The organism is Acidovorax sp. 100, from assembly GCF_003688355.1.
Classification (GTDB): domain Bacteria; phylum Pseudomonadota; class Gammaproteobacteria; order Burkholderiales; family Burkholderiaceae_C; genus Acidovorax; species Acidovorax delafieldii.
In genome coordinates this window covers 1,262,267-1,283,928 of sequence record NZ_REFD01000001.1, presented here as the reverse complement: position 1 = coordinate 1,283,928, position 21,662 = coordinate 1,262,267, and the positions used below count along the sequence as shown (strand labels likewise).

The 21,662-nt window shown below is 61.4% G+C and carries 15 protein-coding genes and 6 tRNA genes; all 21 read right to left on the bottom strand.

What is annotated here, in order from left to right; all coding sequences use genetic code 11:
- Window positions 1-71 precede the first annotated feature (71 nt).
- On the bottom strand, window positions 72-1,325 hold the full coding sequence (locus C8C96_RS06060) for an integrase arm-type DNA-binding domain-containing protein (protein ID WP_121941753.1): 1,254 nt from the start codon (window positions 1,323-1,325) through the stop codon (window positions 72-74).
- 184 nt (window positions 1,326-1,509) lie between these two features.
- Window positions 1,510-1,585 (bottom strand) — tRNA-Phe (locus C8C96_RS06055).
- 60 nt (window positions 1,586-1,645) lie between these two features.
- Window positions 1,646-2,329, bottom strand: a complete 684-nt coding sequence (locus C8C96_RS06050; protein ID WP_060986598.1) for a response regulator — start codon at window positions 2,327-2,329, stop codon at window positions 1,646-1,648.
- A gap of 42 nt (window positions 2,330-2,371) precedes the next feature.
- On the bottom strand, window positions 2,372-4,666 hold the full coding sequence (locus tag C8C96_RS06045; RefSeq protein WP_108498075.1) for an ATP-binding protein: 2,295 nt from the start codon (window positions 4,664-4,666) through the stop codon (window positions 2,372-2,374).
- Window positions 4,663-5,274, bottom strand: a complete 612-nt coding sequence (locus C8C96_RS06040) for a DUF4390 domain-containing protein (protein ID WP_121941752.1) — start codon at window positions 5,272-5,274, stop codon at window positions 4,663-4,665. Before C8C96_RS06040 ends, C8C96_RS06045 begins: the two co-directional genes overlap by 4 nt.
- A 10-nt stretch (window positions 5,275-5,284) precedes the next feature.
- Complete coding sequence (gene rsmB, locus C8C96_RS06035; RefSeq protein ID WP_233584167.1) at window positions 5,285-6,757, bottom strand: 16S rRNA (cytosine(967)-C(5))-methyltransferase RsmB; 1,473 nt, start codon at window positions 6,755-6,757, stop codon at window positions 5,285-5,287.
- A gap of 18 nt (window positions 6,758-6,775) precedes the next feature.
- Window positions 6,776-7,384, bottom strand: a complete 609-nt coding sequence (locus C8C96_RS06030) for a LemA family protein (RefSeq protein ID WP_121941751.1) — start codon at window positions 7,382-7,384, stop codon at window positions 6,776-6,778.
- A gap of 179 nt (window positions 7,385-7,563) precedes the next feature.
- Window positions 7,564-11,799 carry a DNA-directed RNA polymerase subunit beta' gene (gene rpoC / locus C8C96_RS06025; protein WP_121941750.1) on the bottom strand — a complete coding sequence of 1,412 codons (4,236 nt, stop codon included), beginning with the start codon at window positions 11,797-11,799 and terminating at the stop codon, window positions 7,564-7,566.
- A gap of 21 nt (window positions 11,800-11,820) precedes the next feature.
- Window positions 11,821-15,933, bottom strand: a complete 4,113-nt coding sequence (rpoB, locus tag C8C96_RS06020) for a DNA-directed RNA polymerase subunit beta (protein ID WP_056745841.1) — start codon at window positions 15,931-15,933, stop codon at window positions 11,821-11,823.
- A 266-nt stretch (window positions 15,934-16,199) separates the two neighbouring features.
- Window positions 16,200-16,577 (bottom strand): 50S ribosomal protein L7/L12, encoded by a 378-nt coding sequence (gene rplL / locus C8C96_RS06015; protein ID WP_008907085.1) that lies wholly within the window; start codon window positions 16,575-16,577, stop codon window positions 16,200-16,202.
- Window positions 16,578-16,617: 40 nt separating this feature from the next.
- Window positions 16,618-17,142 carry a 50S ribosomal protein L10 gene (gene rplJ / locus C8C96_RS06010; protein WP_034695835.1) on the bottom strand — a complete coding sequence of 175 codons (525 nt, stop codon included), beginning with the start codon at window positions 17,140-17,142 and terminating at the stop codon, window positions 16,618-16,620.
- Window positions 17,143-17,383: 241 nt separating this feature from the next.
- On the bottom strand, window positions 17,384-18,079 hold the full coding sequence (gene rplA, locus C8C96_RS06005) for a 50S ribosomal protein L1 (RefSeq protein WP_056059944.1): 696 nt from the start codon (window positions 18,077-18,079) through the stop codon (window positions 17,384-17,386).
- Window positions 18,080-18,511 (bottom strand): 50S ribosomal protein L11, encoded by a 432-nt coding sequence (gene rplK, locus C8C96_RS06000; RefSeq protein WP_008907082.1) that lies wholly within the window; start codon window positions 18,509-18,511, stop codon window positions 18,080-18,082.
- A 160-nt stretch (window positions 18,512-18,671) separates the two neighbouring features.
- Complete coding sequence (gene nusG, locus C8C96_RS05995) at window positions 18,672-19,268, bottom strand: transcription termination/antitermination protein NusG (RefSeq protein ID WP_015012231.1); 597 nt, start codon at window positions 19,266-19,268, stop codon at window positions 18,672-18,674.
- The gene (gene secE, locus C8C96_RS05990; protein WP_121941749.1) at window positions 19,265-19,651 is read right to left on the bottom strand and encodes a preprotein translocase subunit SecE; all 387 of its coding nucleotides are present in this window, start codon (window positions 19,649-19,651) and stop codon (window positions 19,265-19,267) included. The genes nusG and secE overlap by 4 nt, the downstream gene beginning before the upstream one ends.
- 91 nt (window positions 19,652-19,742) lie before the next feature.
- A tRNA-Trp gene (locus tag C8C96_RS05985) sits at window positions 19,743-19,818 on the bottom strand.
- A gap of 15 nt (window positions 19,819-19,833) precedes the next feature.
- Window positions 19,834-21,024, bottom strand: a complete 1,191-nt coding sequence (gene tuf / locus C8C96_RS05980) for an elongation factor Tu (RefSeq protein ID WP_099731469.1) — start codon at window positions 21,022-21,024, stop codon at window positions 19,834-19,836.
- 74 nt (window positions 21,025-21,098) lie between these two features.
- Window positions 21,099-21,173, bottom strand: a tRNA-Thr gene (locus C8C96_RS05975).
- Between the two features lie 60 nt (window positions 21,174-21,233).
- Window positions 21,234-21,307: transfer RNA gene (locus tag C8C96_RS05970), tRNA-Gly, on the bottom strand.
- Between the two features lie 73 nt (window positions 21,308-21,380).
- Window positions 21,381-21,466 (bottom strand) — tRNA-Tyr (locus C8C96_RS05965).
- 102 nt (window positions 21,467-21,568) lie between these two features.
- Window positions 21,569-21,644, bottom strand: a tRNA-Arg gene (locus C8C96_RS05960).
- Between the last annotated feature and the right edge of the window lie 18 nt (window positions 21,645-21,662).

Sequence of the window (21,662 nt, the reverse complement as noted above, 5' to 3'; positions counted from 1 at the left end):
CCTCGGCTCTTAGATTAATTGATTTACGCCTAATATCTATTTTTTACCGCAATCCAGTAAAGACGCCATATTTAGCAAGGTGCCTCTTTCATTAAAGCAAAAATATAATTTGCCCAATGTTGCATCATTGATCGCCGCTCACTTATAAATTCAGTACGGTTGTATGCCCGTCCTAGACTATCTTTCACCGAATGAGCCAATTGCGCTTCTATTACAGATTCCGCAATCCCCAGCTGCTCCGCCAACATTGTGCGGGCAGTAGCTCGGAAACCGTGCCCCGTGACCTCATCCGCAGGAAACCCCATCGCCCGGAGCGCTGCATTCACAGCGGCATCACTCATCGGCCGGTCGTGATGCCTCTCCCCACGAAATACGTATGGGCTGCTGCCTGTCAGTGCGTGGAGGTCACGTAACACCGCCACGGCCTGGGTGGCCAGCGGCACAACATGCGGCTTCCCAAACAACTTCCCCGCCTTCTCCCGTTTCATCCGCTCTGCGGGCACGGTCCAAACGGCTTTGTCGAGGTCGAACTCTTCCCATCGCGCCTTGCGTAGCTCCCCGGGGCGCAGTAGGACCATTGGGAGCAACGCCAGCGCCGCCCGAACTACGTGTGTCCCCTTATATGCATCAATTGCGCGCAGCAGTTCACCCAGGCGGGCTGGATCGGTGATAGCAGGGAAGTGCTTCACCATGGGTTTGCGCAACGCGTCTTTTAGGTCTCGGGCTGGATTGCTCTGAACCCGGCCGGTGGCCACGGCATACCGAAACACCTGGCTACAGTTCTCTAAGGCTCTGTGTGCGGTTTCAACAACACCGCGCGCCTCGATACGGCGCAACACCGTCAACAGCTGGGGGGGCGTGATGGAGCTGATGGGCTCAAAGCCCACCCACGGGAACACATCAACCTCCAGCCGTCGCAGGATCTTTTCCCCATAGCTGGGCGCCCATTCGTCCTTCCGGGTATCAAACCACTCCCTGGCGACGTGCTCAAAGCTTTCTTCTGGGGGCAACCCTGCCTCGGCACGCGCGGCGGCCGCATCTTCGACAACGTTCCGTGCCTTCTCTGCTTTGCGCTGGTCGCTGGGGTCCTGGCCCCTGGCCAACAGTTCGCGGGCGCTGTCGGCCTTCTCGCGGGCATCCCGGAGGCCTGTTTCTGGATAGGTGCCCAGAGAGATACGCTTCTCTTTCCCGCCAATGCGGTACTTGAGCCGCCACCACTTGCCCCCAGTCGGGGAAATCTCAAGGTAGAGGCCTTTTGCATCGGCGAGCTTACGGGGCTTGGGCCCAGGCTGGGCCTTGCGAATTGCGGTGTCTGTCAGAGGCATTGGGGGCAACTTTTGCAGCAGTTGCCCCCGAGCCTAGCAGTTGCCCCCAAAGTTGCCCCCACTTTGTGCTGGCTTGGGGCGGATAACTATGGACGGGCCTGGAATGAAAAAAGCCCTAAGTCGTTGATTTACTTAGGGCTTTTTAACTTCTGCGGACGTCTATGGACGACTACAAAATGAATAGTGGTGGCCTGGGGCGGAATCGAACCACCGACACAAGGATTTTCAATCCTCTGCTCTACCGACTGAGCTACCGGGCCTGAGCCTCAAATTATAGCCAGAAAAATCAGCGCTTCCGGCAAAAGGCACAAATTAATTGATCAGCCGCGCTTGCCGCGCCCCAGATCCACGCCCAGCTGGCGCAGCTTGCGGTACAGGTGGGTGCGCTCCAGGCCCGTCTTTTCGGCCACGCGCGTCATGGAGCCGCCTTCGCGGGCCAGGTGAAACTCGAAGTAGGCTTTCTCGAAACCATCGCGCGCTTCGCGCAGGGGGCGATCCAGGTCAAACCCCTGGTGGGCGTGGGGGCCGGGGTCCACCCCCGCCATCACCGCAGAAACGGCAGGCAGCTGCGAGAACGTCGGATCGGCCGGAGCGGCAGCGGGTGCGGACACAGCAGCCACGGGTGCAGCCTGGTGGGCCGCGTTGCGGGCCAGGCCCTGCTCCACGGCCTTGAGCAGCTTTTGCAGGGTGATGGGCTTTTCGAGGAACGAGAAAGCGCCGATGCGCGTGGCCTCCACCGCCGTGTCGATGGTGGCGTGGCCGCTCATCATGATGACCGGCATGGTCAGCACGCCCGCAGTCGCCCACTCTTTGAGCAACGAGACGCCGTCGGTGTCAGGCATCCAGATGTCCAGCAGCACCAGGTCATAACTGTTGCCTGCCCGGGCGGCTCGGGCCTGGGTCGCATTTTCTGCGAGGTCTACGCTGTGACCTTCGTCGTTCAGGATTTCCGACAGCAGATCACGAATGCCGAGCTCATCGTCGACCACCAGAATGTTTGCCATGTGTGTTGAAGCGCCTTGGGGAGGTACTGCGGGGCGGTGTTGTTATGACGCCACCGCTGGTTCAGGGGCGAATGATAACGACACTTGGGCGCCGCGCACCACGCCTTCTTCGGTGCGGTTGGACAGTTCGATGCGCGCTCCGTGCTCATCTGCGATCTTTTTGACGACGGCCAAACCCAGGCCAGTGCCACGCGGTTTGGTGGTGACATAGGGTTCGAAAGCGCGCTGCAGGATGTGGGACGGAAAGCCCCCGCCGCTGTCCGACACCGTGAGCCGCACACGGCGTGACGATTCGCTCCAGCGGGTGCTGATGCGCACCGGCGGCACGGGCTCGGAGGCCCCGGCGCGGGCCTGCTCGGTCGAGTCCTGGGCGTTCTGCAGCAGGTTGTGTACGACCTGGCGCAACTGCTGCGCATCGCCCGCAATCCAGGGGCAGCGCGGGTCCAGCTCGGCTTCTACAGGCACGGTGGCGTTTTCTGCCCCATACAAATGGAGCACGTCGGCGACCAGGGCATTGAGGTCCAGCGCATGCAGTTCGGCGGCAGGCAAGCGCGCGTAATCGCGGAACTCGTTGACCAGTCGCTTCATCGCATCGACCTGGTCCACGATGGTCTTGACGGACTTGGCGAGGATGGCCTGTTCAGGGTCCGGCAGCTTGCCCGACAGCTTCATTTCAAGGCGCTCGGCCGACAACTGGATGGGGGTCAGCGGGTTCTTGATTTCGTGCGCAAGCCGTCGCGCCACCTCGCCCCAGGCCTGCGCACGCTGGGCCGAAACGATCTCCGAAATGTCGTCAAAAACCAACAGTCGGGTGGCATCGGGCAGCTCTGCGCCCCGCGCAACCAGGCTGGTGGCGTGTTGTCCGGCGCCGCCGGAGGAGGCATGCAGCTCGAACGGCTGCTGCCAATGGTCCAGGCCATGGCGTTCATGGTCCCCCAAAAACGCATCGAAATGGCCCTGGACCGACGCGGCAAACTCTGCGAGGCCCGGCACTTCGGACAGCGGCCGCCCCTCATAAGCGGCCATGGGGGCGCGCAGGATGCGGGTGGCACCCGGGTTGGAGGAGCGGATCAGCCCTTGCGCGTCCAGCACGATGACGCCCGCCGTGAGGTTGTCCAGAATGGTCTGCAGGTTGGCGCGGGAGGCATCGACCTCGCCCATGCTCTGCTCCACCGCCTGGCGCGCGTCCGCCAGTTGCTGGGTCATCAGTGCAAAGGAGCGTGTGAGCCCCCCCAGCTCGTCCTTGCTTTGCAAAGCGGCCTTGGGGCTCAGGTTGCCCGCAGCCACCTCGCGCACCCCCTCGGCCAGCACCAGCAGGGGCCGGGCCAGCTGGTTGCCCAGCAGCACCGCCAGCAGCACGGCGCCAAACACGGCCAGAAACAGGCTCAGCGTCAGCGTGCCCACATACATGCGCCGCAGCCCGCCCCGGGCCAGCGCGCGCTCCTGGTATTCGCGGTTGGCCTCCTGCACGGCGATGGCGTTGGCCACCAGGGCTGGCGGCAGGGGCAAGGTGGCCTGCAGGTAGCGCGGCTCCATCAACAGGCCCACGCTGGGGCTGCTGACCAGGGCCAGCACCTTGACCCGCGCGTTCTGCGCCGCAGCCGGGTCGGCGATGTCGTCCAGCCCTTCGATCTGCGCCGTGGCGCGCTGCTGGCGCGCCGTGCGCAGCAAGGCAGCGCCGGGCCGCTCGGGGTTGAGGCTGAACCGCGACTGCCCCGCGCTGGCCACCGCCTGACCGGACGCGTTCCAGAGCACCACATCGGTCGCTCCGAGCTGGTCGCGAATACGCTCCAGCACCAGGCCCGCAGCAGCATCAGGCACCTGGGCCACCTGGGCGCTGGCATTGCGGGTCTTGGCGGCCATGTCCGTGGCCAGCGAGTCCAGCGACACGCGGGCCAGGTTGACCCCCGCAGACAGAGCCCCCTCCACCTTCACGTCGAACCAGCTTTCGATGGAGCGCGTGACGAACTGGTAGGACACCACATAGATCAGCAGCCCCGGCATGAGCCCCACCAGCGCAAAAATGGCTGCGAGTTTGACCAGCAGGCGGCTGCCAAAACGCCCCTTGCGCAGGCGCAAGCCCAATCGCACCGCCACCCAGCCCAGCACCAGCAGCAGTAGCAGCGCCACAAATACGTTGACGCCGAAGAGCCAGGCGTAGTTGCGCTCGTACAGCACGCGGTTGTTGGTGGCCAGCGTCAGCAAGAACAGCAGTACCAGACCGATGGCCGACATGATGGCGGCACCCACGCCCACGGCCCAGCGCACTGCGCGGGACTGGCGGGCGGTGGCGTGGGTCGATGCCGAAACGCCGGTGGATGGGGGGGAAGTGCTCACTTGGCTGGCTCTGCGCCCAGGCGCTGGCTGCGGGACACCAGCAGGTTCCAACCCGACCGGCCGACCGCGCCGATCTGGAAAGGACGGGGCAGCTGGGACATGTCGAGGCGGAAGCGGAAGTTCACCGTATGCACGGCATCGGACTCGATCACATCGCGTTCAGCGATCTTCCAGCGTGAAAAACGCTGAATCGACGACAAGGCATCGGCGTAATTTTCAAAATTCTGACCCAGCACCACGCCCAACCCGCTGTTGGTGAAAGGCGTGGAGGAGATGTTGAGACGCCAACGGCGGGTGAGCGGCTGGTAGCTCAGGCGGAAGTACCGGGTGGTCTCGGCCACCTGCCGGTCGGACCAGTACCAGCGGTCGCGCAGCACCTGGGCGTCGGCCACGAAGAACATGGGAATGCCTTTTAGCAAGGCGTCTTCGGCCAGCTCGGGCAGTTCAAATTGCAGGTTGGCACTCAGGTACAGACCGTCGTCCCCGCGTTCGAGGCGCAGGTCACCCACCTCGGAGGAGGCCGCCTGTGCGGCTACGGCCTGCGGCACCCAGCAGAGCACCGTCCCCCAAAACAGCACAAACCATGCGCACACCAGCCACCAGCGCATGCTCCGGGGCTCATTGCGCCGATTTTTGCAACAGTGCGTAAAAAAAGCCGTCGTGGTCACCGGTGAGATTGTCCGGGACAGCCCCGACCTTGTCCGCGTTGCCGGGAATTAAATGCCCCGGCGACGGCAGCATTTGCGCATCGGTGTTGTGTGCAAGAAACGTTTGCACCTGGGCATCACCCTCTGCCCGGAAGACGGAACAAGTGCAATACAGCAGGCGCCCGCCGGGACGCAACAGCGGCCACAGGGCCTTGAGCAGGGCCGCCTGCAGGGTTGCCAGCTGGGCAATGTCGGATTCACGGCGCAGCCAGCGCACGTCCGGATGGCGACGCACAATGCCGGACGCGGTGCACGGGGCGTCAAGCAGGATGGCGTCGAACGGCACGCCGCCGCACTGCGACTGCCACCAGTCTTGCGGGCGGGCAGCATCGGCCACCAAGACCTGGGCCATCAGCCCCAGGCGCTGCAGGGTTTCACCAATGCGGACGCTGCGTGTGGCATCGATCTCCAGCGCCGTGACCTGCAAGGGAGACTGCGGACCCGCCATCTCCAGCAAGTGCGCCGTCTTGCCGCCGGGGGCGGCGCAGGCGTCGAGCACGCGCAAGGGCTGACTCAGATCCAGCCCCTGCAGCAGCAAAGGAGCCGCCTGCTGGGCGGCGGCGTCCTGCACGGACACCCAGCCCTCCGCAAAGTGTGGCAGCGACTGAACGGGCACCGCCTGACGCAGCGCGACGCCATGCTGGCCCACCGCAATCGCTCCTAAACCAATAGCATCCAAGGCATGTAAATACTGCGCTACCGTGCATTTTTGTTCGTTGACCCGCAACACCATGGGTGCGTGCTCATTGTTGGCCTGCAGGATCTGCTCCCAGTGCTGGGGGTGGTCCTTGCGCAGGCGCTGCACCCACCACGCCGGATGGTTCCAGCGCGCCACGGGATCGTTGTCGGTGGCGGCCACCAGGGTGTCGCGCTCGCGCAGAAAACGGCGCAGGCAGCCGTTGATGAACGAGGCCTGCGCGCGGGTGGCCGGGTGGTGCTTGGCCGCCTCCACCGCCTGGTTCACCAGGGTGAAGGGTTCATAGGGCGAGGCCTGCGGGTCCCAGCACAGCGCCAGTGCGCTGCACAGCAGCGCATCGGCGGCGGGTGCGGGGGCACGGGCGGCCAGCTGTCGGCGCAGGGCCTCGGCCCGCCCGGCCTGGCGCAATATCTGGAACAGCAGGGCCTGCGCGCCAGGGCGCAACGCGATCTCTATGGCGGTCAGCGCTGTCGTGCCGGACTGCCCACCCCGGATCGCCTGCAAGGCGCCAGCCACCGCTGTCAGCAACCGCCACAGAGGAACCGTCGTGGCACTCGATGGAGTCGCCCTATCGGGTGAGCTCGCAGCAGAACCCGCCTGCGGAGACTGCTGGTCGGAGCCTGCGCGCACGGGGCGCGGCGCGTTGCCACCGGTGCGGCGGGGACGGTGGTGGGGAGGTGGAGTCATCGTGATCCTGAAAACGGGTTACAGCGCACGTGCCGCCTTGAACCCGAACACCCAGGCCAGCAGGTTGGCCGGAAACTGGGCAATGGCACTGTTGTACTGCACCACGGCCTCATTGAACACGCGAATCGCTTGCTCGTTCTGCACGGCGTGTTCCTCCCAGCGCACCTGCCACACGGACAGGACCACGGGCGCAGACCCTGGGGTCACCGTACCGGCATCTGCGGTCGGGACCAACGCTGTTGGCTGTGCAGGGCCGGCCAGCAACTTCTGCAAGGCGGTGGCCCAGGTTGCTCGCAGCACTTCGCGGGCGGCCGTCAATGCAGCCACCGCGTCACCCTGCAGCGGGCGGGCGCGTGCCACGGCCAGCGAGGCACTCAATTGCGTCACGGCACCCTGCAGCGCAGCCAACTCCTGCGCACCTGCATCGGCCAGCAAACTGCCGCGCTGTACGGTCTGCGCCGCCCCGAACTCGCCAAGCAAGGCCACCAGCCGCACCATGTGTGCGTCAAAACTGCCGAACGACTGAACGACGGCCGAGCGCAGACGCATCAGACGGTTGTAGGCCCCCAGGGCCCAGAACAGAAAGACGGCAAAAGCAATCCAGAAGAGGGGCGACGACCACAGCATGCACAGTTGCCGGAGCGGATGCTGCTGCACCCGTCGCGGCCCGAAAAACAGAAAGTTGAAACAAACGACGGGCGGTGAAAAGACACGCGTCCATCAAAAACGCCCCCGGCCTGCCTGGGACAGGACGGGGGCGCTGTGGCGACCGCAGCAGGGCCTGGGGGAGGCCTTGCTGTTTTCTATCAGTCTGCCGCTGCGTCGGTGGCAGTGACGCTGCCACTGTCCACATCCGAGGCGTCCGACTGGGCTGCCATTTCGGCGGCTTCGGCTTCGGCGATGGCGCGGCGCTCGGCGTCGTCCATGGCGTCCTTGGCCTTGCGTGCCTGGTGGTAGGCCAGACCCGTACCGGCAGGGATCAGGCGACCCACGATCACGTTTTCCTTCAGGCCACGCAACTCGTCGCGCTTGCCCATGATGGCAGCCTCGGTAAGCACACGGGTCGTTTCCTGGAAGGAAGCGGCCGAGATGAACGAGTCGGTGGATAGAGATGCCTTCGTGATACCCAGCAACAGGTTGCTGTAGGTCGCAGGGATTTTGCCCTCGGCCTGCAGTGCCTCGTTGGTGTTGAGGATCTCGGAGCGCTCGACCTGCTCGCCGGCAATGTAGTTCGACTCGCCGACGTTCTCGACCACGACGCGGCGCAGCATCTGGCGAACGATCACCTCGATGTGCTTGTCGTTGATCTTCACGCCCTGCAAGCGGTACACGTCCTGCACTTCATCGACGATGTAGCGCGAGAGTTCTTCGATACCCAGCAAACGCAGAATATCTTGTGGGTCGGCCGGGCCGTCCACAATCGATTCGCCCTTGTTCACCACCTGGCCTTCGTGCACCAGAATGTTCTTTTCCTTGGGCACGAGCTCTTCGAACACGCGACCTTCAGGGTCAGTGATCTGCAGGCGAACCTTGCCCTTGGTTTCCTTGCCGAACGACACGGTACCGGTCATTTCGGCCAGGGTGCCCTTGTCCTTCGGTGTGCGGGCTTCGAACAGCTCGGCCACGCGGGGCAGACCGCCGGTAATGTCGCGGGTCTTCTGGCCTTCGACCGGAATACGCGCCAGCACTTCGCCGGGGCCCACGTCCTGGCCATCGCGCACCTGGATCAGAGCACCGACCTGGAAGCCGATGGTCACCGAGTGGTCGGTACCAGGGATCTTCACTTCGTTGCCCTGGGCGTCGATCAGCTTCACCTGCGGACGCACCACCTTGGCGGCACCACGGCGCTTCGGATCGATCACCACCAGTGTGGACAGACCGGTCACTTCATCGACCTGCTTGGCCACCGTCAGGCCTTCTTCGACGTTCTCGAACTTGGTCTGGCCGGCGAACTCGGTGATGATGGGTCGCGTCAGCGGATCCCAGTTGGCCAGGATCGTACCGGCCTTGATCTGCTGGTCGGCCTTCACCGTCAGCGTCGCACCGTAAGGTACCTTGTGGCGCTCACGCTCGCGGCCATGCTCGTCCTGGATGATGATTTCACCCGAACGTGCAATCACCACCAGCTCACCCTTGGTGTTGCTCACGTAGCGCATCGTGGCGTTGAAGCCGATCACGCCGTTGGACTTGGCTTCCACGCTCGACGCGATGGCTGCACGCGAGGCGGCACCGCCGATGTGGAACGTACGCATGGTCAGCTGAGTGCCGGGCTCGCCGATGGACTGGGCAGCGATCACACCCACGGCTTCGCCGAGGTTGATCAGGCCACCGCGGCCCAGGTCGCGGCCGTAGCACTTGGCGCACAGGCCGTAGCGGGTTTCGCAGGTCAGGGCCGTGCGCACCTTCACTTCGTCCACGCCAGCGGCTTCGAGCTCTTCGATCAGGTCTTCGTCCAGCATCACACCAGCTTCGACCAGCACCGCACGGTTCTCGGGGTGCAGCACGTCCTCAGCCGCAGTGCGGCCCAGGATACGCTCGCGCAGCGATTCGATCACTTCACCGCCTTCGACGATGGCGCGCATCAGCGAACCATTGGCCGTGCCGCAATCCTCTTCGGTCACAACCAGGTCTTGCGTCACGTCCACCAGACGGCGGGTGAGGTAACCGGAGTTCGCCGTCTTCAGCGCCGTGTCGGCCAGACCCTTACGGGCACCGTGGGTGGAGATGAAGTACTCCAGCACGTTCAGGCCTTCGCGGAAGTTCGCGGTAATGGGCGTCTCGATGATCGAGCCGTCTGGCTTGGCCATCAGACCCCGCATACCAGCCACCTGACGGATCTGGGCCGCAGAGCCGCGGGCACCGGAGTCGGCCATCATGTAGATGGAGTTGAAAGACTCCTGGTCCACTTCCCTGCCGTGGCGGTCGGTGACCTTTTGCTTGGACAGCTGGGCCATCATCACCTTGGACACTTCGTCGCCGGCCTTGCCCCAGATATCCACCACCTTGTTGTAGCGCTCGCCAGAAGTCACCAGACCGGACACGTACTGCTGTTCGATCTCTTTGACTTCCTTCTCGGAGCGCTCAATGATGCCGGCCTTCTGCGGAGGCACCAGCATGTCGTCGATGGCAATGGAGATACCGGCGCGCGTAGCCAGGCGGAAACCGTTTTGCAGCAGCTTGTCTGCAAACACCACGGTTTCTTTCAGGCCGCACTTGCGGAAGCTCACGTTGATGAGCTTGGAGATTTCCTTCTTCTTCAGCGCCTTGTTCATGTTGCTGAACGGCAGGCCCTTGGGCAGGATCTCGGACAGCAGTGCGCGGCCTGCAGTGGTTTCCACCAGCGAGGTCGAGGGCACAAACTCGCCCGTGGCCTTGTCCTTGGTCCACTCGGTCATGCGCACCGTGATCTTGGCAGCCAGTTCGACCTGGCCAGCGTCCAGGGCACGCTGCACTTCGCCGGTGTCAGCGAACACCAGGCCTTCGCCCTTGCCGTTGATACGGTCACGGGTGGCGTAGTACAGACCCAGCACCACGTCCTGCGAAGGCACGATGGAGGGTTCGCCCGATGCGGGGAACAGCACGTTGTTGGAGGCCAGCATCAGCGTGCGGGCTTCCATTTGTGCTTCCACCGACAGCGGGACGTGCACAGCCATCTGGTCACCGTCGAAGTCGGCGTTGAAGGCCGCGCAGACGAGGGGGTGCAGCTGGATGGCCTTGCCTTCGATCAGGATGGGTTCAAAGGCCTGGATGCCCAAACGGTGCAGCGTAGGTGCACGGTTCAGCATCACGGGGTGTTCCTTGATGACCTCTTCCAGGATGTCCCACACCACGGGGGTGCCGGATTCGACTTCCTTCTTGGCGGCCTTGATCGTCGTCGCGATGCCCATGGCTTCGAGGCGCGAGAAGATGAAAGGCTTGAACAGCTCCAGCGCCATCAGCTTGGGCAGACCGCACTGGTGCAACTTGAGCGTTGGGCCCACGGTGATCACGGAACGACCGGAGTAGTCCACGCGCTTGCCCAGCAAGTTCTGGCGGAAACGGCCGGACTTGCCCTTGATCATGTCGGCCAGCGACTTCAGCGCGCGCTTGTTGGCGCCCGTCATGGCCTTGCCACGGCGACCGTTGTCCAGCAGCGAGTCGACGGCTTCCTGCAGCATCCGCTTTTCGTTGCGGGCGATGATTTCAGGGGCCTTCAGCTCCAGCAGGCGGCGCAGACGCGAGTTGCGGTTGATGACCCGGCGATACAGGTCATTCAGGTCGGAGGTCGCGAAGCGGCCGCCGTCCAGCGGCACCAGCGGACGCAGGTCCGGTGGCAGCACGGGCAGCACTTCGAGCACCATCCATTCGGGCTTGATGCCCGACTTCTTGAAGGCTTCGAGCACCTTCAGGCGCTTGGCGTTCTTCTTGACCTTGACTTCAGAGCCGGTCAGGTCACCGCGCAGGCGTTCGATCGACAGGTCGATGTCGATGGATTCCAGCAGGTCCTTGATGCCTTCGGCGCCCATCTTGGCGATGAACTCGTCGCCGTATTCCTTGCGCTTGGCGTCGTAGTCGTCCTCGGACATGATGCTGAACTTCTTCAGCGGGGTCATGCCGGGGTCGGTCACCACGTAGGCTTCAAAGTACAGCACGCGTTCGATGTCGCGCAGCGTCATGTCGAGCACCAGTCCCAGACGCGAAGGCAGCGACTTCAGGAACCAGATGTGAGCGCAAGGTGCGGCCAGATCAATGTGGCCCATGCGCTCGCGACGCACCTTGGTCTGCGTGACTTCAACGCCGCACTTCTCGCAGATCACACCGCGGTGCTTGAGGCGCTTGTACTTGCCGCACAGGCATTCGTAGTCCTTGATAGGACCAAAAATCTTGGCGCAGAACAGACCGTCACGCTCGGGCTTGAATGTGCGGTAGTTGATGGTTTCGGGCTTCTTCACTTCGCCGAAAGACCACGAACGGATCTTTTCGGGCGAAGCCATGCCGATGCGGATGGCATCGAAATGCTCGTCCGGCGTGAATTGCTTGAACAGGTCGAGTAGCGATTTCATAGTGACTCTTTCCTTTTCTGCTTAGGAGCGTTCCAGCTCGATGTCCAGGCCCAGCGAACGGATTTCCTTGACCAGCACGTTGAACGATTCCGGCATGCCGGCTTCGATGGCGTGTTCGCCCTTGACGATGGACTCGTACACCTTGGTACGGCCCACGACGTCGTCGGACTTCACGGTCAGCATTTCCTGCAGCACGTAGGCGGCGCCGTAAGCTTCCAGCGCCCACACTTCCATTTCCCCGAAACGCTGGCCACCGAACTGCGCCTTACCACCCAGCGGCTGCTGCGTGACGAGCGAGTAAGGACCGGTCGAGCGGGCGTGCATCTTGTCGTCCACCAAGTGGTGCAGCTTCAGGTAGTGCATGTAGCCGATGGTGGTCGGGCGCTCAAAGCGCTCGCCCGTGCGGCCATCAAACAGATAAGCCTGTGTACGGGTCGGTGTCAGACCCTTGCGCTCAGCAATATCGTCCGGGTAGGCGATCTTGAGCATGTCCTTGATTTCTTCTTCCGAAGCACCATCGAACACGGGGGTGGCGTAAGGCACACCACTCGTCAGGTTTTCCGCCATGGCCATCAGGTCGTCGTCGCTCAGTTGCGACAGGTCTTCCTTGCGGCCGCGCGAGTTGTACACCTCTTCGAGGAAGGTGCGCAGCTCGGACGCCTTGGCCTGCTCCTGGAGCATGTTGCCAATGCGCTGACCAATGCCCTTGCCGGCCCAGCCCAGGTGGACTTCCAGCACCTGACCAATGTTCATCCGCGAGGGCACGCCCAGCGGGTTCAGAACAATGTCGGCAGGCGTGCCGTCGGCCATGTAGGGCATGTCTTCGACCGGAACGATCTTGGACACCACACCCTTGTTACCGTGGCGGCCGGCCATTTTGTCGCCAGGCTGCAGACGACGCTTGACGGCAAGGTACACCTTGACCATCTTGAGCACGCCAGCAGGCAGCTCGTCGCCTTGCGTGAGCTTCTTGCGCTTTTCTTCAAAGGCCAGGTCGAAGCTGTGGCGAGTTTGCTCCAGCGCGTTCTTGATGGATTCGAGCTGGGTGGCGACTTCGTCTTCCGCAGGGCGGATGTCGAACCAGTGGAACTTCTCGACGGAAGCCAGGTAGGCCTTGTCGATCTTCGTGCCCTTGGCGAGCTTCTGTGGGCCGCCGTTGGCCACGCGGCCGGTCAGCAGCTTCTCGATACGATCAAAGGCGTCGGCCTCCACGATGCGCAGCTGATCGTTCAGGTCCAGACGGAAGCGCTTGAGTTCATCGTCGATGATCTGCTGGGCACGCTTGTCGCGCTGGATGCCTTCACGTGTGAACACCTGCACGTCGATCACGGTGCCGGACGAACCCTGGTCCACGCGCAGCGACGTGTCCTTCACGTCGGAAGCCTTCTCGCCGAAGATGGCGCGCAGCAGCTTCTCTTCAGGCGTGAGGGTGGTTTCGCCCTTGGGCGTGACCTTGCCGACCAGCGTGTCGCCGGGTTGCACTTCGGCGCCCACGTAGATGATGCCGGACTCGTCCAGACGGTTCAGCTGCTGTTCCGACAGGTTCGGAATGTCGCGTGTGATTTCTTCTGCACCCAGCTTCGTGTCGCGAGCCATGACCACCAGCTCTTCGATGTGGATCGAGGTGTAGCGGTCTTCGGACACCACGCGTTCGGAGATCAGGATCGAGTCTTCGAAGTTGTAGCCGTTCCAGGGCATGAACGCGATCAGCATGTTCTGGCCGATGGCGATTTCGCCAAAGTCCGTCGATGCACCGTCGGCCACGACGTCACCCTTGACCAGCTTGTCACCCTTCTTGACGATAGGACGCTGGTGGATGTTGGTGTTCTGGTTGGAACGCTGGTACTTGATGAGGTTGTAGATGTCCACACCCACTTCACCGGCCACGGCTTCGTCGTCGTTCACGCGGACCACGATACGGGTGGCATCCACGTAATCCACGATACCACCACGTGTAGCGGTCACCACGGTGCCCGAGTCCACAGCGGCCACGCGTTCGATGCCCGTACCGACCAGGGGCTTTTCAGGACGCAGCACAGGCACAGCCTGGCGCGACATGTTGGCGCCCATCAACGCGCGGTTCGCGTCATCGTGCTCCAGGAATGGCACCAGCGAGGCCGCCACCGACACGATCTGCGCGGGCGACACGTCCATGTACTGCACGCGGTCTGCGCCGCACAGAATCGACTCACCCTTTTCACGGGCTGAGACCAGTTCGCCCGTCAGACGACCGTCCTTGTCGAGCTGCGCATTGGCCTGCGCAATCACGTATTTGCCTTCTTCGATCGCCGACAGATAGTCGATGTCGTTGGTCACCTTGCCATCCACCACACGACGGTACGGGGTCTCAATGAAACCGTACTCGTTCAGGCGGGCGTACAGAGCCAGCGAGTTGATCAGACCGATGTTGGGACCTTCAGGCGTTTCGATAGGGCAGACGCGACCATAGTGGGTCACGTGCACGTCACGCACTTCAAAGCCTGCACGCTCACGGGTCAGACCGCCTGGGCCGAGGGCAGATACCCGGCGCTTGTGCGTGATTTCCGCCAGCGGGTTGGTCTGGTCCATGAACTGCGACAGCTGCGATGCGCCAAAGAACTCCTTCAGCGCTGCCGAGATCGGCTTGCTGTTGATCAGGTCGTGGGGCATCAGCGGCTCTTGCTCGGCCTGGCCCAGACGCTCCTTCACAGCCTTTTCGATACGCGCCAGGCCTGTGCGGTACTGGTTTTCGGCCAGTTCGCCCACGCAGCGCACGCGGCGGTTGCCCAGGTGATCGATGTCATCGACTTCGCCGTTGCCGTTGCGCAGGTCCACCAGGATCTTGACAACGGCCAGGATGTCTTCGTTGGACAGCACCATGGGGCCGGTGGATTCGTCGCGGCCAATCTTGGCGTTGAACTTCATGCGACCCACGCGCGACAGGTCGTACGTGTCGGGGTTGTAGAACAGGCGCTGGAACAGGGCCTGCACGGCGTCTTCTGTCGGCGGCTCGCCGGGGCGCATCATGCGGTAGATGGCCACGCGGGCAGCGAACTCGTCCACCGTTTCATCGATACGCAGGGTCTGCGAGATGTAGGCACCTTGGTCCAGTTCGTTCGTGTAGATGACCTGCAGGTCTTGCACGCCGGCAGTACGCAGCTTCTTGAGCAGCGCTTCAGTCAGTTCTTCATTGGCCTTGGCGATGATTTCGCCCGTGTCGGCGTCCACAATGTTGCGAGCGACCACACGGCCAATCAGGAAGTCTTCTGGCACGCTGATGTGCGTGGTGCCAGACTGCTCCAGTTCGCGGGTGTGACGGGCCGTGACGCGCTTGTCCTTGGCCACAACCACCTTGCCCGACTTGTCGGTGATGTCGAAACGTGCCACTTCGCCACGCAGGCGCTCGGAGACAAACTCCATCTGCGCACCGCTGTCCATCAGACGGAAGTTGTCGTTGACGAAGAAGTTCGCCAGGATGGACTCGGGGTTCAGGCCGATGGCCTTGAGCAGAATCGTGACCGGCATCTTGCGGCGACGGTCCACACGGAAGTACAGGATGTCCTTGGGGTCGAACTCGAAGTCGAGCCAGGAGCCGCGGTACGGGATGATCCGAGCCGAGAACAGCAGCTTGCCCGAGCTGTGGGTCTTGCCCTTGTCATGCTCGAAAAACACGCCTGGCGAACGGTGCAGTTGCGACACGATCACGCGCTCCGTGCCGTTGATGATGAACGAGCCCTTGTCGGTCATCAGGGGCACTTCACCCATGTAGACCTCTTGCTCCTTCACTTCCTTGACCACCTTGGACTGCGACGTCGAGGACTCGCGGTCATAGATGATCAGTTGCACCTTGGCGCGCACGGCCGAGGCGAACGTCAGACCACGGGTCTGGCACTCACGCACATCGAAGGCAGGCTTTGCCAGGTTGTACTCAATGAACTTCATCTCCACAAAACCGTTGTGGGAGACGATGGGGAAGGCAGCGTCGAATGCAGCCTGAAGGCCTTCGATGGTTCTTTTCTGGGGTGCTGTATCTGCCTGCAGGAAAGCGGTGTATGCGTCCTTCTGCATCTGCAGCAGATAAGGAACTTCGAGCACGCTATCGCGGGTGCCGAAACTTTTGCGAATTCGCTTGCGTTCGGTGTAGGAATAGGCCATGAGATCTCCGGGCAAAGACATGAGTCCTGGGTCTTCGACGACTGACCCGCAAGGAGCGTGGTCCTTACGGGCTTGGCGGTTGGCCACTACCAACCATGGCGGACGGTGATGCGTTGCACATCACCCGAACCAAGGCGTCTTCTGCTGTCGGGGTTGTCAGAAGACACTCGAAAGCCTCGTTGCAGACGGGGCTTACGGGTGCTCTCTGAAAGCACCAAAGGCTGGAGGCCCTTTGAGGAGCACTCCAGCCCTTGAGCAAGACCGAATTACTTGAGTTCGGCCTTGGCGCCGGCTTCCACCAGCTTCTTGACGGCTGCTTCGGCGTCGGCCTTGGCAATGCCTTCCTTGACGTTCTTGGGAGCGCCGTCCACCAGGTCCTTGGCTTCCTTGAGGCCCAGGCCGGTGATTTCGCGCACTGCCTTGATGACGGACACCTTGTTGGCGCCGGCTTCGGTCAGCACCACGTTGAATTCCGTCTTTTCTTCAGCAGCAGCGGCGCCAGCGCCACCACCAGCGGCAGCAGGAGCAGCCATAGCTGCAGCGCTCACGCCAAACTTCTCTTCAATGGCCTTCACCAGGTCATTGAGTTCCAGAACCGTCATGCTGTCCAGCGCGGTCAAAAATGCGTCTTTATCGAATGCCATTTTGATTTCCTAACAATTGTGTTGGTTGACTGCCCAGCTATCAAGCTGCTGCAGGTTCGGCGGCCGGTGCGGCTGCGCCTTCGCCTTTTTTCGCCGCCAGTGCGCCCAGCACAACGGCTGTACGCGACATGGGGGACATAAGCAAGCCACAAATCTGAGCCAGCAGAACTTCCTTGGAAGGAATGTTGGCCAGTTGCTTCACGCCGTTGACGTCCAGGGCTTTACCACCGAAAGCGCCACCGCGAATCACCAACTTGTCGTTGGTCTTCGCAAAGTCAGCCACCACTTTCGCGGCAGCCACGGCGTCTTCGGAGAAGCCATAGATCAGGGGACCGGTCATCTGGTCTGCCACCACGTCAAACTGGCTGCCTGCCACAGCACGGCGGGCCAGGGTGTTCTTCAGAACACTCAGGCTCACACCCTTGCTGCGAGCATCAACGCGCAGTTTGGTCATGTCGGCGACCGTGATGCCACGGTATTCCGCGATCACAAGCGTTTGAGCTTTAGCGGCGAGGCTGGTCACTTCACTGATGACCGCTTCTTTCTCACTGCGATTAAGACTCAAGGTCTACTCCTTAAATTGCGCACTCAGGCTTGCACCCTCCTGCGCGCTCTTGTTGCAGCGACCAACTGTTTCGGAACGAATTCCATCTGCAGCGGGATCGCCATCTGCGTTGGCCCCGCAAGGGGATTAAGTGCGGCGAGCCACACACCAACGGTCTTGGATGGCCTGCAGGCAGGTATTGCACCACCCACAGCCCACCACATCAGGCCCTTTGAAAAAGGCCCGAAGATTTCAATCGCAATTACGCTGCGATGGATTGCGTATCCACGCGGACGCCAACGCCCATCGTGGAGGACACAGCGACCTTGCGCAGGTACAGACCCTTGCTCGAAGCTGGCTTGGCCTTGTTCAGTGCATCGATCAGCGCAGCCAGGTTGCCTTGCAGCTTTTCGTTGTCGAACGAACGGCGGCCAATGGTGCTGTGCACGATACCGGCCTTGTCTACGCGGAATTGCACCTGACCAGCCTTGGCGTTCTTCACAGCCGTGGCAACATCAGGAGTCACGGTGCCAACCTTGGGGTTAGGCATCAGACCACGAGGGCCCAGAATCTGGCCCAGCGTACCCACAACGCGCATAGCGTCGGGGGCAGCAATCACCACGTCGAAAGGCATGTCACCAGCCTTGACCATGGCAGCCAGGTCGTCCATGCCAACGATGTCAGCACCCGCAGCCTTGGCTTCTTCCGCTTTGGCGCCTTGTGCAAACACAGCGACACGGGTCGTCTTGCCAGTGCCATTGGGCAGCACCACGGCGCCACGCACCACTTGGTCCGACTTCTTGGCATCGATGCCCAGTTGCACTGCCACGTCGATGGATTCATCGAACTTGGCCGTTGCAGCTTCTTTCACGAGCGCCACTGCGTCTGCAAAAGCGTACAGCTTGGTGCTGTCAACCTTGCCCTGCAGGGCCTTTTGCTTTTTCGTCAACTTGGCCATTTACAAACCCTCCACCGTCACGCCCATCGAGCGTGCGGAACCAGCCAGCGTACGGACAGCAGCGTCAACGTTAGCGGCGTTCATGTCCTTCATCTTGGTCTTGGCGATCTCTTCGAGCTGTTCGCGCGTGATCTTGCCAACCTTAGTCTTCAGGGCATTAGAAGAACCCTTTTCGAGCTTGATAGCCTTCTTGATCAGAGTCGTCGCAGGCGGCGTCTTGATGATGAAGGTAAAGCTCTTGTCTGCGAACGCCGTGATGACCACGGGCAGTGGCAGACCTGGCTCCACACCTTGGGTCTGCGCATTGAATGCCTTGCAGAACTCCATGATGTTGAGGCCACGTTGACCCAGTGCTGGGCCGATCGGTGGGGATGGATTGGCCTTACCAGCTGGAACTTGCAGCTTGATAAAACCGACGATTTTTTTCGCCATGCTTTACTCCTGACGGGTCATAACGCTTGTGTTGCACCATGCAACCACCAGCTCCCCGGGTTAACGACTCACCGTGACGACGTCCGCACCGAGCCGAAAAGTGCGGCGTCCAAAATCATTGCCCTGACTGCCGAGGCAGTCAGGCTTGTGATCGACAGATTTATGTCTTTTCGACCTGCCCGAACTCCAACTCCACAGGGGTCGAGCGACCGAAAATCATCACAGAGACGCGCACGCGACTCTTTTCGTAATTGACTTCCTCGACAGAGCCGTTGAAGTCCGTGAAAGGACCTTCCTTGACGCGCACCAACTCGCCCACCATGAACTCGATCTTGTGGCGTGGTTTGTCGGTGCCTTCCTGCATCTGGCTGACGATCTTTTGCACTTCGTCTTCCGAGATGGGGGCAGGCCTGTTCTTGGCGCCGCCCACGAAACCCGTGACCTTGTTGGTGTGCTTCACCAAGTGCCAGGTGTCGTCATCCATCACCATCTCAACGAACACATAGCCAGGGAACAAGCGACGCTCCGTCGTCTTGCGCTGGCCGTTCTTCATTTCCACGACTTCTTCGGTCGGCACCAAGATCCGACCAAATTTGTCTTGCATGCCAGAGCGGCCGATGCGCTCCTGAATGTTGCGTTCGACCGCTTTTTCCATGCCCGAATAGGCATGGACGATGTACCAGCGCAGGTCTGGATTGGCCGAGGCAGAAGCGCCTGCAGGAGCTTGTGCTCCCGTGATTTCCGCAGCGGTCGTCATGACTTTCTCCAACCCAAAATCAAGTCGTACAAGACCCACTCTAGAGTCTTGTCCGTGAACCACAGAAAAAGCGCCATGATGACTACGAAGGCGAACACATAGGCCGTCATCTGCAAGGTTTCCTTGCGCGTGGGCCAGACTACCTTTTTCACTTCGCGCCATGCGTCTTTGGCAAACGCGACGAATTGACGCCCAGATTCCGACACCAAAAACACCGCCGCAGCCGCAACCAGCCCGACGATCAATGCCGCCCACTGCACGACAGCGCCTTGCTTGCTCAACAAATAAAAGCCCGCAACGGAGGCAATGACCAACGCCACTACCACTGCGAGCTTGGCCTTGTCTGCGCCTGTATTGACAGTTTCAACCTGTGAAGTGGCCATCTTTGAGTATTTCCTGCTTCCTAGTCACGGCATCACTTAAGACACCGAAGCCCGCCAGGGTCTGGCGGGCTTGTTGGGGGCCACATTCAAGTGGCAGGGGCAGTAGGAATCGAACCTACAACCTTCGGTTTTGGAGACCGACGCTCTGCCAATTGAGCTATACCCCTGTATATCTTGCTTGATTAAGCAATGATCTTGGCCACGACGCCAGCGCCCACGGTACGGCCGCCTTCGCGGATAGCGAAGCGCAGACCTTCTTCCATGGCGATGGGGTTGATCAGCTTCACAGTGATCGACACGTTGTCACCAGGCATGACCATTTCCTTGTCGGCTGGCAGCTCGATGGCGCCAGTCACGTCGGTCGTGCGGAAGTAGAACTGGGGACGGTAGTTGTTGAAGAAAGGAGTGTGGCGACCGCCTTCGTCCTTGCTCAACACATACACCTCAGCCGTGAAGTGGGTGTGGGGCTTGATCGAGCCGGGCTTGCACAGCACTTGGCCACGCTCCACGTCTTCGCGCTTGGTACCGCGCAGCAGCAGGCCGACGTTGTCGCCAGCTTGGCCTTGGTCCAGCAGCTTGCGGAACATTTCCACGCCGGTGCAGGTGGTCTTTTGCGTGTCGCGGATACCCACGATTTCGATTTCTTCGCCGACCTTGATGATGCCGCGTTCCACGCGACCGGTCACCACGGTGCCGCGACCGGAGATGGAGAACACGTCTTCCACAGGCATCAGGAAGGCGCCGTCCACAGCGCGCTCTGGCGTGGGGATGTAGGTGTCCAGGGCTTCGGCCAGCTTCATGATGGCTTCTTCACCCAGCTTGCCCTTGTCGCCTTCCAGGGCGAGCTTGGCGGAGCCACGGATGATGGGGGTGTCGTCGCCTGGAAAGTCGTACTTGTCCAGGAGTTCGCGCACTTCCATTTCGACGAGTTCCAGCAGTTCTTCGTCGTCCACCATGTCGCACTTGTTCAGGAACACGATGATGTAAGGCACGCCCACTTGGCGAGCCAGCAGGATGTGCTCGCGGGTCTGGGGCATTGGGCCGTCAGCAGCGGAGCAGACCAGGATAGCGCCGTCCATCTGGGCAGCACCGGTGATCATGTTCTTCACATAGTCGGCGTGGCCGGGGCAGTCCACGTGAGCGTAGTGGCGGTTGGCCGTTTCGTATTCCACGTGGGCGGTGTTGATCGTGATACCGCGGGCCTTTTCTTCGGGCGCAGCGTCGATCTGGTCGTAGGCCTTGGCTTCGCCGCCGAACTTGGCGGACAGCACGGTAGCGATGGCTGCCGTCAGCGTCGTCTTGCCATGGTCCACGTGACCGATCGTGCCCACGTTCACGTGAGGCTTGGTCCGCTCGAATTTTCCTTTTGCCATTTTTCCGACTCCGAAAAAAATCTACATCAACACAACAGGATCTCGGCGCAACCAGAACCGGACGCACCAGAAAATGGTGCCCATGGCGGGAATCGGACCCGCGACCTCTCCCTTACCAAGGGAGTGCTCTACCACTGAGCCACATGGGCAATTGGCGCCGCTCGCACAACACCAAAAATCTCTACTCAACAAGCCAACGCAGTGAACAATGGAGCGGGAGACGGGAATCGAACCCGCGTCATTAGCTTGGAAGGCTAGGGTTCTACCATTGAACTACTCCCGCGCAGACCACCGGCCTTTGCGAACTTGACCCCATCTTGCACGGCCAAGCAACACTCTCAACACTGCTCACTCACTGGTGGAGGGGACTGGATTCGAACCAGTGTAGGCGTAAGCCAACAGATTTACAGTCTGCCCCCTTTAGCCACTCGGGCACCCCTCCGGAGAATTTCGAATTATAGCACCAAATTTTTACGCATTCAGAAATTAAACGCATTTGACGCTCTTCACAAACGCTGTAAGCGCTCGCTGCTGCATGTACCGTTGGTGCGGCTGGCGGGGATCGAACCCACGACCCTTGGCTTCGGAGGCCAATACTCTATCCACTGAGCTACAGCCGCATACCTCTGATTGACGCA